Origin of the sequence: Caulobacter sp. (assembly GCF_049283275.1) — a bacterium.
Taxonomy (GTDB): Bacteria; Pseudomonadota; Alphaproteobacteria; order Caulobacterales; family Caulobacteraceae; genus Caulobacter.
On the sequence record NZ_JBAPVS010000142.1, the window covers coordinates 71,539 to 84,853 of the forward strand.

The 13,315-nt window shown below is 66.7% G+C and carries 12 protein-coding genes; 3 read left to right on the top strand and 9 right to left on the bottom strand.

Annotated elements, in window-relative coordinates; genetic code table 11:
• Positions 1-71: 71 nt before the first annotated feature.
• Together tgt and queA are read right to left on the bottom strand one after the other, a co-directional pair.
• A complete protein-coding gene (gene tgt, locus WAL33_RS07230) occupies positions 72-1,187 on the bottom strand; it encodes a tRNA guanosine(34) transglycosylase Tgt (RefSeq protein ID WP_422179913.1) in 1,116 nt (371 codons plus the stop codon).
• Positions 1,187-2,293 carry a tRNA preQ1(34) S-adenosylmethionine ribosyltransferase-isomerase QueA gene (gene queA, locus WAL33_RS07235; protein WP_422179915.1) on the bottom strand — a complete coding sequence of 369 codons (1,107 nt, stop codon included), beginning with the start codon at positions 2,291-2,293 and terminating at the stop codon, positions 1,187-1,189. Before queA ends, tgt begins: the two co-directional genes overlap by 1 nt.
• 229 nt (positions 2,294-2,522) lie before the next feature.
• Here queA and WAL33_RS07240 point away from each other — a divergent pair, with 229 nt between their 5' ends.
• A complete protein-coding gene (locus WAL33_RS07240; protein ID WP_422179917.1) occupies positions 2,523-3,500 on the top strand; it encodes an endonuclease/exonuclease/phosphatase family protein in 978 nt (325 codons plus the stop codon).
• Positions 3,501-3,546: 46 nt separating this feature from the next.
• Here WAL33_RS07240 and WAL33_RS07245 read toward each other — a convergent pair whose 3' ends face one another.
• The 3 genes from WAL33_RS07245 to WAL33_RS07255 form a co-directional block, all read right to left on the bottom strand.
• Complete coding sequence (locus tag WAL33_RS07245) at positions 3,547-4,014, bottom strand: peptidylprolyl isomerase (protein ID WP_422179919.1); 468 nt, start codon at positions 4,012-4,014, stop codon at positions 3,547-3,549.
• Positions 4,015-4,140: 126 nt separating this feature from the next.
• A complete protein-coding gene (locus tag WAL33_RS07250) occupies positions 4,141-4,989 on the bottom strand; it encodes a peptidylprolyl isomerase (protein ID WP_422179921.1) in 849 nt (282 codons plus the stop codon).
• Positions 4,990-5,002: 13 nt separating this feature from the next.
• Positions 5,003-5,818, bottom strand: coding sequence for a peptidylprolyl isomerase (locus tag WAL33_RS07255; protein WP_422179923.1), 816 nt, complete (start codon positions 5,816-5,818; stop codon positions 5,003-5,005).
• 193 nt (positions 5,819-6,011) lie between these two features.
• On the opposite strand from WAL33_RS07255, the gene WAL33_RS07260 reads away from it, so the two are divergent.
• The gene (locus tag WAL33_RS07260) at positions 6,012-7,010 is read left to right on the top strand and encodes a glycoside hydrolase family 43 protein (protein ID WP_422179925.1); all 999 of its coding nucleotides are present in this window, start codon (positions 6,012-6,014) and stop codon (positions 7,008-7,010) included.
• A gap of 24 nt (positions 7,011-7,034) precedes the next feature.
• Here the strand turns inward: WAL33_RS07260 and coaD are convergent, their stop codons facing one another.
• On the bottom strand, positions 7,035-7,523 hold the full coding sequence (gene coaD, locus WAL33_RS07265; RefSeq protein WP_422179926.1) for a pantetheine-phosphate adenylyltransferase: 489 nt from the start codon (positions 7,521-7,523) through the stop codon (positions 7,035-7,037).
• 51 nt (positions 7,524-7,574) lie between these two features.
• Positions 7,575-10,343, bottom strand: a complete 2,769-nt coding sequence (gene gyrA, locus WAL33_RS07270; protein ID WP_422179928.1) for a DNA gyrase subunit A — start codon at positions 10,341-10,343, stop codon at positions 7,575-7,577.
• Between the two features lie 122 nt (positions 10,344-10,465).
• On the opposite strand from gyrA, the gene sodC reads away from it, so the two are divergent.
• A complete protein-coding gene (gene sodC / locus WAL33_RS07275; RefSeq protein ID WP_422179930.1) occupies positions 10,466-10,984 on the top strand; it encodes a superoxide dismutase[Cu-Zn] in 519 nt (172 codons plus the stop codon).
• Positions 10,985-11,095: 111 nt separating this feature from the next.
• On the opposite strand, the gene WAL33_RS07280 is transcribed toward sodC, so the two are convergent.
• Positions 11,096-11,992 (bottom strand): DMT family transporter, encoded by an 897-nt coding sequence (locus tag WAL33_RS07280; protein ID WP_422179932.1) that lies wholly within the window; start codon positions 11,990-11,992, stop codon positions 11,096-11,098.
• 13 nt (positions 11,993-12,005) lie between these two features.
• Positions 12,006-13,298, bottom strand: a complete 1,293-nt coding sequence (locus WAL33_RS07285) for an adenosylmethionine--8-amino-7-oxononanoate transaminase (protein WP_422179934.1) — start codon at positions 13,296-13,298, stop codon at positions 12,006-12,008.
• Positions 13,299-13,315 lie beyond the last annotated feature (17 nt).

Genomic DNA, 13,315 nt, shown 5'->3' on the forward strand with positions numbered 1-13,315 from the left:
GACCATAGTCGGGGGGCGCTCGCGCCGCAAGCGCGCTTTCACGAAGGCCTTCTTCGTTCCTTGCCGGCCGCCTACGCGCCCTGCTGGCGCGCCGCGAAGTCGCGCCGGAACTGCTCGAACCGCCCCTCGGCGATCGCCGTACGCATGGCCGCGGTCAGGGCCTGGAAGAAGGCGATATTGTGCCAGGACAGCAGCACCTGGCCCAGGATCTCCTCGGCCTTGAACAGATGGCGCAGATAGGCCTTGGAATAGTCGCGGCTGGCCGGGCAGTCGCTGGTCGGGTCCAACGGATCCTCGTCCTCGGCGTAGCGGGCGTTCTTGATGTTGATCGCCCCGTCCCAGGTCCAGGCCTGGCCGTGGCGGCCCGAGCGGGTGGGCAGCACGCAGTCGAACATGTCGACGCCGCGATAGACCGCCTCGACCAGGTCGATGGGCTTGCCCACGCCCATCAGATAGCGCGGTTTGTCAGCCGGCAGCATCGCCGGCGCGTAGTCCAGCACCTCGCACATGGCCTCGTGCCCCTCGCCCACGGCGAGGCCGCCAAGCGCGTAGCCGTCAAAGCCGATCTCCTGCAGGCGTTCGGACGACTCCTGGCGCAGATTCCGAAAGGTCGAGCCCTGCTGGATGCCGAACAGCACCTGGCTGTCGCGCGTCCCGAAGGCGGCCTTGGACCGCTTGCCCCAGCGGGCCGACAGCTCCATCCCTTGGCGCGCCCTCGCCTCCTCCGCAGGCCAGGCCACGCACTCGTCCAGCTGCATGACGATGTCGCTGCCCAGCAGGTCGGCCTGGATCTCCATCGACCGCTCGGGACTGAGCACATGCTTGGAGCCGTCGATGTGGCTGGAGAAGGTGACGGCTTCCTCGGTGACCTTGCTGATGCCCGACAGGCTCATCACCTGAAAACCGCCACTGTCCGTCAGGATCGGCTTGTCCCAACGCATGAACTTGTGAAGCCCGCCCAGACGCTTCACCCGCTCGGCCGTGGGCCGCAGCATCAGGTGGTAGGTGTTGCCCAGGATGATGTCGGCGCCGGTGGCCTTGACCTGGTCCACCGTCATGGCCTTGACCGTCGCCGCCGTGCCGACAGGCATGAAGGCCGGGGTGCGGATCTCGCCGCGCGGGGTCTTCAGCACTCCCGTCCGGGCCGCGCCGTCGGTGGCGGAGATTTCGAAGGGAAAGGCGGCCATCAGACTTGCTCTGTCTCGGCGCGGAACAGCAGGCTGCCGTCACCGTAGGAATAGAAACGATAGCCCGTGGCGATCGCGTGCTCATAGGCCGCCTTCATCACGGCCTGGCCGGCGAAGGCGCTGACCAGCATGAACAGGGTCGATTTGGGCAGGTGGAAATTGGTCATCAGCACGTCGGCGGCGCGGAAGCGGTAGCCGGGGGTGATGAAGATCGCCGTCTCGTCGGCGAACGGCTTGATCACCCCGTCCTCGCCCGTGGCGCTCTCCAGCAGACGCAGGCTGGTGGTGCCGACGCAGACGATGCGGCCGCCGGCGGCGCGGACAGCGTTCAGGGCTTCAGCGACGCTGGCCGGAACCTCGCCGAACTCGGCGTGCATCCTGTGCTCGGACACCACGTCGGTCTTGACCGGCAGGAAGGTGCCAGCGCCGACGTGCAGGGTGACGAAGTGCAGGGAAACGCCCCTCGCCTTCAGCCGGTCCAGCAGCTCGGGCGTGAAATGCAGGCCGGCGGTCGGAGCGGCCACCGAACCGTCCTCGCGGGCGTAGACGGTCTGGTAGTCGGCCCGGTCGCGATCGTCCTCGGGGCGCTTGGCGGCGATATAGGGCGGCAGCGGCATCTCGCCGTGGGCGGCGACGGCCAGGTCAAGATCGACGCCGGAAAAGTCGAAGGCCAGCTCGATCTCTCCGCCCTCGTGCTTGGCGATCACGGTGGCGTCCAGCATGCCCGTCTGGCAGGCGCGGTCCTGATCGTGACCAAAGGCGATGCGGTCGCCTTCCTTCAGGCGCTTGCCGGGCCGCATGAAGGCGACCCAGCGGTCGGGAGCGACACGGCGATGCAGGGTGGCCTCGACCGCCACCGGCGATCCATCACCGCCGCCGGTCTCGCGTCCGGCCCGCAGGCCCATCAGCCGGGCGGGGATCACCCGGGTGTCGTTGAAGACCAGCGCGTCGCCTGGTCGCAGGAAGTCCGGCAGCTCGCGCACGATCCGGTCTTCCAGGCCTTGGCCAGGTCGGACAACGAGCAGGCGCGCGGAATCCCGCGGCTCGGCCGGCCGCAGGGCGATCGCCTCGTCGGGCAGGTGGAAATCGAAGTCGGACAGGCGCATGGGGCGGCTTCAAGGCCACGGTGGGACGTCGAGGTCAAGCGCCGAGGCGTCGCCTGGACCTGCGAACGAGGCCAAGATTCCTGAAACAGCGTTAGCCCCGACCGAGCGAAAACCGTCATCAAGGGTCAATTCCAGCTCGGCGACCATCAATGCCGCAACATGGGTTTCATGACCTTCGGGGACGACTAAGACGGCGTGAGCGCCATCCGGACATGCTAAGGGCCAGCCCATGCGCCTGATCCTGAACCTTGCGAACCTGTTCCTGCGCGGCACAGCCCTAATGCTCGGTCTGATGGGCGCGTTCGCGGGCCTAGCTTGTTGGGGCGGGATGTTCAGCGATCGACTCGACACCCTGACCCACCTGGCGCCGATCTGGCTGACCTGCGGCGCCCTGGCGTTGATCTTGGCCATGACCTTTTCGCGCGATGGCGAGCGTCGGGCGATCGTGGGCCTCGCGCTAGTGGCGGTCATCGCCATCGGCGCCCTGATGGCGCCCGAACTACTGACCGTTCTGCGTCAGACACGAGAGCCTGCAGGCGCCTCGACCGTGAAGCTCGTGCAGTTCAACCTCTGGGTCGAAAACCGGGAGCCCGGCGCGACCCTGGACTGGATCATCGCCCAGAAGGCCGATCTGGTCATCGTGGAGGAAGGCGGCGGAAGAGCCTCGCTCGTCATCAGACGACTGCGCGAGGTCTATCCAAACTACATCACCTGCGCTGGACGGCGCCGTTGCGACACCTGGATTTTCAGCCGAAGTCCAATCACCCAGGGACGCGGCTTCTATCAGGACCGTCATCCTTTGGCCGCCGCCTGGGCGACGGTCCGCGATCCGAGCGGAGACTTCACGGTGGCGGGCGCTCACTATGGCTGGCCCGTTCCGGCAGGACTGCAACGGGCCCAGAGCCGAATTTTGGTCGACGTCCTCAAGCCGTTCGCTCACGATAGCCTGATCGTGGCCGGCGATTTCAATTCCACGCCCTGGTCCTGGACATTACGCCGGCAAGACAAGGCGCTGGGCCTGAAGCGACGCACTCGCGCCCTGGCGAGTTGGCCAACGGGCGGCTTCTCCCGGATCGCCACAGCCCCGTTTCCCCTCTTGCCGATCGATCACGTCTACGCCGGTAAGGCCTGGAAGACCGTCAAGGTCGAGCGCGGTCCGAGCCTGGGTTCGGACCATCGACCCATCGTGGTGACGCTGACCCGCTAGGCGCCACGAAAAAGGGCCCCGGTTTCCCGGGGCCCTCTGTCTTCGCCTATTCGTCGGCGGCGATCTTGGCGCTGAGGATCTTGCCGGGCTCGCGGGGCGGCTCGCCGGTCGGCAGGGCGTCGACATGCTCCATGCCTTCGACCACCTGGCCCCAGACAGTGTATTGGTTGTCCAGGAACGTGGCGTCATCGAAGACGATGAAGAACTGGCTGTTGGCCGAGTTCGGATCGGGGGTGCGGGCCATCGAGCAGACGCCCCGCACGTGCGCCTCCTTGGAGAATTCGGCCTTGATGTCCGGCTTGGCCGAACCGCCGCGGCCGGTGCCGGTCGGATCGCCGCCCTGGGCCATGAAACCGGGGATCACGCGGTGAAAGACCACGCCGTCGTAGAAGCCTTCGCGGACCAGTTCCTTGATCCGCTCGACGTGGCCGGGGGCCAGGTCGGGGCGCATCTTGATCGTGACAGGCCCGGACTCGAGCGTCAGCAGAAGGGTGTTTTCGAGGTCGGCCGACATGATCATCCCTTGAGGATTGAAGTGGGGGAGGTAGAGAGTTGGAAGGCTTCTATCCCTCTTTCCATAAGGGCGAAACCGCCCGGTTGGATCCCGAGACGGATCAATTGTCACAGCCCAGCTTGCGAATTAGTTGACGTCGACCGCCAGTTCGATGTCGCAAACCGAGAAGTCGGCGCCCCGGGCCGCGCGCTTGCGGGCGATCTCGGCCCCGAACCAAGCGCTCCCCGTATCGACCACCCGGACAGTCGGGCGCTCGGTCGCCGGGATATCGGCCAGCAGGCGCACCTTGACCATCAGATCCTGCGGCTTGGCCACCGGTTCGCCCGTCTTGATGGCCCGCACGACGTCCAGGCCGGCCAGCACGCGCCCGAAGGCCGTGTAGCGCTTGTCCAGCGACGGATAGGGTTGGCGCATCAGGAAGAACTGGCTGTTGGCTGAATTGACGTCCTCGTCGCGGGCCTCGCCGATCACGCCAGGGCAATAGGTCCCCCAGGCCGAAACCTTCTTGTCCGAGGTGACCTCGGCCCAGTTCCAGGCCTGGCTGACGACCGGCAGCGACTTGAGGAAGCCGACCTCGGTCCCGGCCGGCGCGGCGGCGGCCACGAACGGCGTCGCGGCGTCGCGGCGGAAAGTGAACTCGGCCTTCAGGTTGGGCTTTTTCGTGCCGCCCTCCCCGGTGTCGTCCGGATCGCCGGTCTGGGCCATGAAGCGGTCTATGACCCGAAAGAAGGTGCGCCCGTCATAGACGCCCTCGCGGGTCAGCTCCTGGAAGCGCGCCACATGGCCAGGCGCGACCTCGGGGATCAGCTCCACCACGATTCGGCCCTTGTTGGTGTCGATCACCACCACGTTCTCGGGCGGCGGCGTCCGCCATTCCGCGGCCTTGGGCGGCGCGACCTCCGACGCGGCTTGCGCCCCGTCGATCGCCAAGAGGTTGGACAGAAAGGCGACCGAAGCGAGCAGCGGACGGATCATCTATCTCACCTGTCTATTTGACCTGTACGGGCACGGTGACGTCGCAGGGCCCGAACGCCCCGCCCATCTCGGCGCGCTTCTTCTCGACCAGGGCCGCGAAAGCCGTCGAGCGGGTGTCCATGACCTGGATGCTCGGGCGCTGGGCGGCCGGCATGTCGGACAGCACGCGAACCGTCAGCATCTTGTCCTGCGGCGCGGCCACCGGCTCGCCGCTCTTGATCGCGCGAATGACTTCAAGGCCGCTCAGCGCACGGCCAAAGGCGGTGTAAGTCTTCTCCAGCGAGGCATAGTGCTGGCGCATGAAGAAGAACTGGCTGTTGGCGCTGTTCGGATCGCCGGCGCGGGCCATGCCCAGCACGCCGGGGCAGAAGGCGCCCCAGGCGGCCACCTTGCCGTCGGCGGTCATCGCCGCCAGGGCGCTGTTTTGGCTGTAGACCGGCAGCGGACCGACGAAACCGATTTCCGTCGTTCCGGCCTTGCCGGCCGGGGCGTAGCCGGACCCGCGACGGAACAGGAATTCGGCGGCCAGATCCGGCTGGTCCGAGCCCCCGGAACCGTCGTTCTTCGGGTCGCCCGTCTGGGCCATGAAGCTGTCGATGACCCGGAAGAAGGTCAGGCCGTCATAGAAGTGGGCCTTGGCCAGCTGACGCACCCGCGCCACATGGTTCGGCGCGGCCTCGGGCGTCAGCTCAACGATGATCCGGCCCTTGTTGGTGTCGACCACCAGGATGTTCTCGGGGTCGGGCGTCCGCCAGTCGGAAGCCTGCTGGGCGCTGGCGGCGGAGGCCGCGGTGAGCGCCAGAACGGCGACGATGGACGCAAGCTTCATGGAGATCCCCGATAGAACTGGTCTGACGGCGTAGAACGCCGCCGCGCGAACGACAAGTGGCGCCGCGTTAGAGGACAAGATTCCGGCGGGTTTGGGACGGGCGACCGGCTCGCCGCTGCGGGATGGACGTCACCGTGATTGACGCCCCTTTTTGTCTGAGTAATGCTAGCGCCAGAATTTGGGGAAGATCACAATGCGTTCAGTATGGATGGCGCTTGCGCTAACGGCGACCCTGTCTGCCGCGTCGCCATCGGGGGCAAGTGACGGGGAAGGCGCTGCGCCGGGCTCCAATCCCCTCTTCCGGGACAGGTTCACGGCCGACCCGGCCCCCCTGGTCGTCGGCGATCGCCTGTATCTGTACGTCGGCCACGACGAGGCTCAGCGCGACGAGATGTTCAACATGCGCGAATGGCTGGTCTATTCGACAACGGACATGAAGAACTGGACGTCCTATCCGCCGATCATGAAGGCCACGGACTTCAAGTGGGCCAAGAAGGACGCCTGGGCGTCGCAGACGATCCAGAAAAACGGAAAGTTCTATTTCTACGCCGCCGTCGAGCATGACAGTTCGCACCCCGGCAAAGCCATCGGGGTCGCGGTCTCGGACCGACCGACCGGCCCTTTCACCGACGCGCGGGGTTCGGCCCTGATCACCAACGAGATGACGCCCAAGGGAACGCACAGCTGGGAGGACATTGATCCCACGGTGTTCACCGACGATGACGGGACGACCTGGATCGCCTGGGGCAATCGCCAATGCTACATCGCCAGGCTCAAGCCGAACATGATCGAGATCGACGGCCCGATCACGGAAATCACCCCTCCGCATTTCGAGGAAGGACCTTGGCTGCACAAGCGCGGAGGGCTCTACTATCTGAGCTACGCCTCGCTCGATCGGTCGACTCAGCGGGACGAGCACGTCTCCTACGCAACGGCGCCCTCGATTACTGGTCCATGGACCTATCGCGGCGAGCTCACCGGCTCTGGCAAATACAGCTTCACGATCCATCCCGGCATCGCTGAGTTCAAGGGCGACTGGTACATCTTCCTGCACAATGCGGCCCTGACGGTCGGTGATCAGAACGGGGCGATAGGACGCCGGGCCGTGACGGTTGAACGCCTTCTCTACAACGCCGACGGGACTCTTCGACCTGTCATGCAGACCTCGGCGGGCGTGTCGGCGCCACGATAGTGGAGGCGCCGGGCCCGAAGCGCCCTACTTCTGCAGCTTGCCCAGCAGCTGTTCAGCCACGCCCGGCGGCACAAACTTATGGACGTCGCCGCCGAGGGCCGCGATCTCCTTGACCAGGCGCGAGGCGATGGCTTGGTGGCGCGGGTCGGCCATCAGGAACACCGTCTCGATCTCGCGGTCGAGCTGCTGGTTCATGGCCGTCATCTGGAATTCGTATTCAAAGTCGGCCACGGCCCGCAGGCCGCGCACGATCATTTGGGCTCCCACTTCGCGAGCGAAGTGCATCAGCAGGCTGTCGAACGGCCGGACCTCGATCTCGGCGATCTTGGTCAAGTGGGCCGTTTCGCGGCGCACCATCTCCACCCGTTCTTCCAGCGAGAACAGCGGCCCTTTGCCGATGTTCACCGCCACCCCGATCACCAACCTGTCGACCAGCTTGACCGCGCGACCGATGATGTCGAGGTGGCCGTTGGTGACCGGGTCAAACGTCCCCGGATAGAGACCGATCCGCATGCTTTTCCCCTCACCCGGGCCTAGGCCCGTTGGTCCCTTACTCTGGGTCGCTTACGAGATCTCGTCCGCCTCGTTTTCGTCGCCCGTGTTTTCGTCGCCGCCGGTTTCGGCGAGGCGCTCGACGCTGACGACATGTTCGTCGGCGGCGGTGCGGAAGATGGTTACCCCTTGGGTATTCCGCGCTGCAACACGAATTTGCGAGACAGGCACCCGGATCAGTTGCCCCGCGTCAGTGACCAGCAGGATCTGGTCGCTGTCCTCGACCGGGAACGAGCCCACCAGCTTGCCGCCGCGCTTGGACAGATCCTGGGCCGTCAGGCCCTGGCCGCCGCGGCCGGTGCGGCGATAGTCGTAGGCGCTGGTGCGCTTGCCGAAGCCTTCCGACGAGACGGTCAGCAGGATTTCCTCGGCTGCGCCCAGTTCGGCGATCCGTTCCGGGGTCAGGCTGGCTTCGCCGACGTCCTCGTCGCTGTCTTCAACCGCCACGGGGGCCTCGTCGCCCTCCTCGCCCAGGGCTCGGGCCAGGGCCCGCTGATGCTTGAGATAGGCGGCGCGCTCGGCCGGGGTGGCGTCGACATTGCGCAGCACGCTCATCGAGATGACGCTGTCGCCCTCGGCCAGGCGCACGCCGCGCACGCCGGTGGAGTCACGGCTGGCGAACACGCGCACCTCGTCGGTCGAGAAGCGGATGCAGCGGCCCGAGGCGGTGTTGAGCAGAATGTCCTTGCTGCTGTCGCAGACGGCCACGCCGATGATGCCGTCGCCCTCGTCCAGCTTCATGGCGATCTTGCCGTTGCGGCGAACGTCCACGAAGTCCGACAGCTTGTTGCGACGCACGCTGCCCGAGCGGGTGGCGAACATCACGTCCAGGCCGTCCCAGGTGGCCTCGTCCTCGGGCAGGGTCAGGATCGAGGTGATGGTCTCGCCCGGCTCGATCGGCAGCAGGTTGACGAACGCCTTGCCGCGGCTGTTGGCGACGCCCTGCGGCAGGCGCCAGACCTTCATCTTGTAGACCTTGCCGCCCGAGGTGAAGAACAGCAGCGGCGAGTGGGTCGAGGCCGAGAACACGCGGGTGACCGCGTCCTCGGTCTTGGTGGCCATACCCGACTTGCCCTTGCCGCCCCGGTGCTGGGTGCGATAGGCGGCCAGCGGCGTGCGCTTCACATAGCCGCCCAGGGTGACGGTGATGACCATGTCCTCGCGGACGATCAGGTCCTCGTCCTCCATGTCGGCGTCGCCGTCGACGATCGCACAGCGGCGCGGGATGGCGAACTTTTCGCGCACCTCGACCAGCTCCTCACGGACCACGGCCATGATGTTGGCGCGGTCCGACAGCAGGTCGAGATAGCCCTTGATGGCTTCCGACAGCGTGGCGGCCTCGTTGCCGATCTCGTCGCGGCCAAGCCCGGTCAGGCGCGACAGGGTCAGGGCCAGGATGGCGCGGGCCTGCTCGTCGGTCAGGCGGATCAGGCCGCCGTCTTCCTGCACGGTGCGCGGATCGGCGATCAGCTCGACCAGCGGCAGCATGTCTCCGGCCGGCCAGGACTTGGCCACCAGCCGCTCGCGGGCCTCGGTCGGGTCCTTGGACGAGCGGATGATATGGATGAATTCGTCGATATTGGCGACGGCGATGGTCAGGCCGACCAAGACGTGGCCGCGATCGCGCGCCTTGCCCAACTCGAACTTGGTGCGCCGGACCACGACCTCTTCGCGGAACTTGACGAAGATGTCGATCAGCTCGCGCAGGCCCATCTGCGAGGGCCGGCCGCGGTTCAGGGCCAGCATGTTGACGCCGAACGAACTTTGCAGCGCCGTGTAACGGTAGAGTTGGTTGAGGATCACCTCGCCCGAGGCGTCGCGCTTCAGTTCGACCACGATGCGCATGCCGTCGCGATTGGATTCGTCGCGGATGTCGGAGATGCCCTCGATCCGCTTATCGCGGACCATTTCGGCGATGTACTCGACCAGGTTCGACTTGTTCACCTGGTAGGGAATGGCGGTGATGACGATGGCTTCGCGGCCCGTTCGGATCTCTTCCACGGTGGCCAGACCGCGCATGATCACCGAGCCGCGGCCGGTCAGCAGCGCCTGGCGCGGGCCGGCGCGGCCAATGATCTCGCCGCCGGTCGGGAAATCGGGACCGGGCACCAGATCGAGAAGTTGGTCGGTGGTGACGTCCGGCTGATCGATCATCAGCAGACAGGCGTCGATGATCTCGCCCAGGTTGTGGGGCGGGATATTGGTGGCCATGCCGACGGCGATGCCGCCCGCGCCGTTGACCAGCAGGTTGGGGATCCGCGAGGGCAGGACGACGGGTTCCTGCTCCTTGCCGTCGTAGTTGTCCTGGAAGTCGACCGTGTCCTTGTCCAGGTCGGCCAGCAGCGACATGGCCGGCGGGGCCATACGGCACTCGGTGTAACGCATGGCGGCGGGCATATCGCCGTCGACCGAGCCGAAGTTGCCCTGGCCGTCGATGAGCACCAGGCCCATCGAGAACGACTGCGTCATGCGCACCAGGGTGAAGTAGATCGAGGCGTCGCCATGCGGGTGGTACTTACCCATCACGTCGCCGACCACCCGGGCCGACTTGACGTAGGGCCGCTCGGGCGTCTGGCCCTGCTCGTGCATCGAGAACAGCACGCGGCGGTGCACCGGCTTGAGGCCGTCGCGTGCGTCAGGCAGCGCACGGCTGACGATCACGCTCATCGCATAGTCGAGATAGGAGCGCCGCAGCTCGTCCTCGATATTGATGGGGGTAACGTCCCCGCGGGACGCCGGCGAAGCCGGGGACCCGGGGATGGTGTTTTGATCGTCGCTCAAGGGAATTTTTCGCCGTCAGAATCGAACACGGAACCGTCAAAAACAGTTAGCATTACCCTAGCCAAGACGCCACCTTTGCGGCCTCAGCCCCCGATATCCTTAGGGCTTTCCAGGAGTTTCTCATGCGTTTGACCGCTCTTGCCTTCTCCGTCGGCCTGCTGGTCGCCTCACAAGCCTCCGCCGCCGCCACCAGCGCGACGGCTGAACTGAAAGGCGCCGACGGCAAGACGATCGGCATGGCGACGCTGACCGAGGCGCCGCACGGGGTGCTGCTCCGGATCGAGGCCAAGGGCCTGACGCCGGGCTGGCATGGCCTGCACTTCCATGAAAAGGGCGACTGCGGCGCGCCGGACTTCAAGTCGGCCGGCGCCCACGTCCACACCACGACCACCGTCGTCCACGGCCTGCTGAACCCGGACGGCAACGACAACGGCGATCTGCCCAATCTGTTCGCGGCCGCCGACGGCGCGGCCACAGCGGAGCTGTTCTCACCCCTGGTGTCGCTGAACGGCGCGGGGGGCCGCCCCGCCCTGCTCGACGCCGACGGCTCGTCGATCGTCGTCCACGCCAGCCCCGACGACTACAAGACCCAGCCGATCGGCGGAGCCGGGGCGCGGGTGGCCTGCGGGGTTGTGAAGTAGCTCTGCGCCGACTGACCGGCCCTCTTGTCTGAGACCAGAGGGCTGCGCTTCCGTTTTTGACCCGCTCATCCCGGCATTCGCCGGGATGAGCGGGTGTTTTAAGAGGCTAGGCTAAGTCGCCTCGCCCTCGGCTGGCACCACTTTCTTCGCCGTCATCGCGACCAGCGCCACGCCGGCCATGGTCGCCGTCGCGCCGATCACCAGCTGCGGCGACAGGGCGTCGCCCAGGAACAGCACGCCGATCGTGCACGACACCAAAGGCGTCAGCAGGAAATAGGGCGTCACCCGGCCGGCCTCGCGGCGCTGGACCAGCCAGAACAGCAGGGCGCTGGCCCCGATGGTCGAAACGACGCCGGCGAAGGCCACGCAGGCCCAGGCGATCGGCGCCGCCGTCTTCACCCGCTCCACGACGTTGTCCTCGAAGCCGAACGACATCACCAACAGCACCGGCGCGGCGACGATCGCGGTCAGGGCCTGGACCTGAAGCGGCTTGGCGCCCGGTGTCTGGCGCACCAGCACCGTCGCCACCGCCCAGCAAGCACTGGCGACCACGCCCAGCATGATGGCCGGCAGGTCGGCGGCTCCGTGCGGATCCAAACTCATCCAGGCTACGCCGACGAAGGCCACCACCAGGCCGGCGACGGCCAGGGGCTTCATGGTCTCGCCCAGCATTTTCCAGGCAAAAAGGGCGGTGAACGGAATCCACAGCTGGGTGGCCACCACCAGCGGGCTCAGCGACTTGGCCAGCCCGAAGGCGACATAGATAAGCCCGAAGTGGATCGGCCCCGACAGCAGGCAGATGGCCAGCAGCCGCCGCGACCACGGGAACGGCGGTTTCAGGAACGGGATCAGGAACGCAAGGGCCAGGGCGAAACGTAGGGCGCCGACCATCATCGGCGGCAGCTCGGCCGTCGCCACCTTGGCCGCGGCGTTGTTAAGGCCCCAGGTCAGGATGATGGCCGCGATGGCCAGGCGCTCAAGCGCCGTCAGAGGCGTGTTTGACGACATGGCCTCGCTTGGATCAGACCCCGCCGCTTCCTTCAACCCCGCCCGCGCCCAGCACCTTGCGAATAGCGGCGGTGAGGATCGCCAGGTCGGCGTCCGGCGTCGTGAAGGCGGGCGTCAGGTACACCGTCTTGCCCATCGGCCGGATCCAGGCTCCTTCGGCGGCGAAGGCGTCGCACAGGGCGCCGACAGCTACCGGCCGATCGAATTCGACAACGCCGATCGCGCCCAGCACCCGTACATCGACCACGCCCGGCGCGCTTCGCAGCGGCTCCAGCCCCTGGACCAGCGCTGCCGACACCCGCGCTACATTCGCCCGCCAGGCGCCGTCCTCGAACAGGTCCAGCGAAGCGTTGGCGGCGGCGCAGGCCAGGGCGTTGCCCATATAGGTGGGGCCATGCATCAGGGCCGCCCCGGCGTCGTCGGACAAGAAGGCCTCAAACACCTTGGTCGAAGCCACCGCCGCCGACAGCGGCAAGGTCCCCCCGGTCAGGGCCTTGGACAGGGTGACGATGTCGGGCTCGATCCCGGCCGCCTGCATGGCGAACAACTCGCCGGTGCGACCAAAGCCCGTGAAGATTTCGTCGAAGATCAACAGCACACCGTGCTTGTCGGCCAGGCGGCGTAAGACGCGCAGCACGCCCGGCGCGTGGAACAGCATGCCGCCCGCGCCCTGGACCAGCGGTTCGGTCAGGATGGCGGCGATCTCTCCGCGCCGCTGGGCCAACAGGGCGTCGAGCGCGGCTTCAGAGGCCGCGTCCACCGGCAGGTCGGCGATCACCTGGCTTGGCATGACGCCCGAGAACAGGCTGTGCATGCCCTCCTCCGGATCGCAGACCGTCATGGTCGCCAGGGTGTCGCCGTGATAGCCGCCCCGGAACGACAGAAACTTCGTACGCCCCGTCACGCCCCGATTGATATGGTACTGCAGCGCCATCTTCATAGCGATCTCGACCGACACAGAGCCGGATTCAGCGAAGAAGGCGTGGTTCAGGTCGCCGGGCAGCAGGTCGGCCAAGCGTTTGGCCAGGCGGTAGGCCGGCTCGTGGGCCAGGCCGCCGAACATCACGTGCGGCATTCGCTCCAGCTGATCGCGAACGGCGGCGGCGATGTGCGGGTGGTTGTAGCCGTGACAGGCGGTCCACCACGAGGCCAGGCCGTCGACCAGTTCACGCCCGTCGTCCAGAATCAGCCGCGAACCGCGCGTGGCGACGACCGGCAGAGGCGGCCGGGCGGTCTTCATCTGGCAGTACGGTCGCCACACATGAGGGGCGCCGGCCTGGAGCCAATCGGGGCTTTCAGCGGTCATAGGGCGATCCTTCGTTG

What these genes read in the sequence shown, in the direction of transcription:
- WAL33_RS07285 (WP_422179934.1), bottom strand. Translation starts at nt 13,298, where the DNA reads ATGACCGCTGAAAGCCCCGATTGGCTCCAGGCCGGCGCCCCTCATGTG.
- WAL33_RS07260 (WP_422179925.1), top strand. Translation starts at nt 6,012, where the DNA reads ATGCGTTCAGTATGGATGGCGCTTGCGCTAACGGCGACCCTGTCTGCC.
- WAL33_RS07280 (WP_422179932.1), bottom strand. Translation starts at nt 11,992, where the DNA reads ATGTCGTCAAACACGCCTCTGACGGCGCTTGAGCGCCTGGCCATCGCG.
- tgt (WP_422179913.1), bottom strand. Translation starts at nt 1,187, where the DNA reads ATGGCCGCCTTTCCCTTCGAAATCTCCGCCACCGACGGCGCGGCCCGG.
- coaD (WP_422179926.1), bottom strand. Translation starts at nt 7,523, where the DNA reads ATGCGGATCGGTCTCTATCCGGGGACGTTTGACCCGGTCACCAACGGC.
- queA (WP_422179915.1), bottom strand. Translation starts at nt 2,293, where the DNA reads ATGCGCCTGTCCGACTTCGATTTCCACCTGCCCGACGAGGCGATCGCC.
- WAL33_RS07245 (WP_422179919.1), bottom strand. Translation starts at nt 4,014, where the DNA reads ATGTCGGCCGACCTCGAAAACACCCTTCTGCTGACGCTCGAGTCCGGG.
- WAL33_RS07255 (WP_422179923.1), bottom strand. Translation starts at nt 5,818, where the DNA reads ATGAAGCTTGCGTCCATCGTCGCCGTTCTGGCGCTCACCGCGGCCTCC.
- WAL33_RS07250 (WP_422179921.1), bottom strand. Translation starts at nt 4,989, where the DNA reads ATGATCCGTCCGCTGCTCGCTTCGGTCGCCTTTCTGTCCAACCTCTTG.
- sodC (WP_422179930.1), top strand. Translation starts at nt 10,466, where the DNA reads ATGCGTTTGACCGCTCTTGCCTTCTCCGTCGGCCTGCTGGTCGCCTCA.
- WAL33_RS07240 (WP_422179917.1), top strand. Translation starts at nt 2,523, where the DNA reads ATGCGCCTGATCCTGAACCTTGCGAACCTGTTCCTGCGCGGCACAGCC.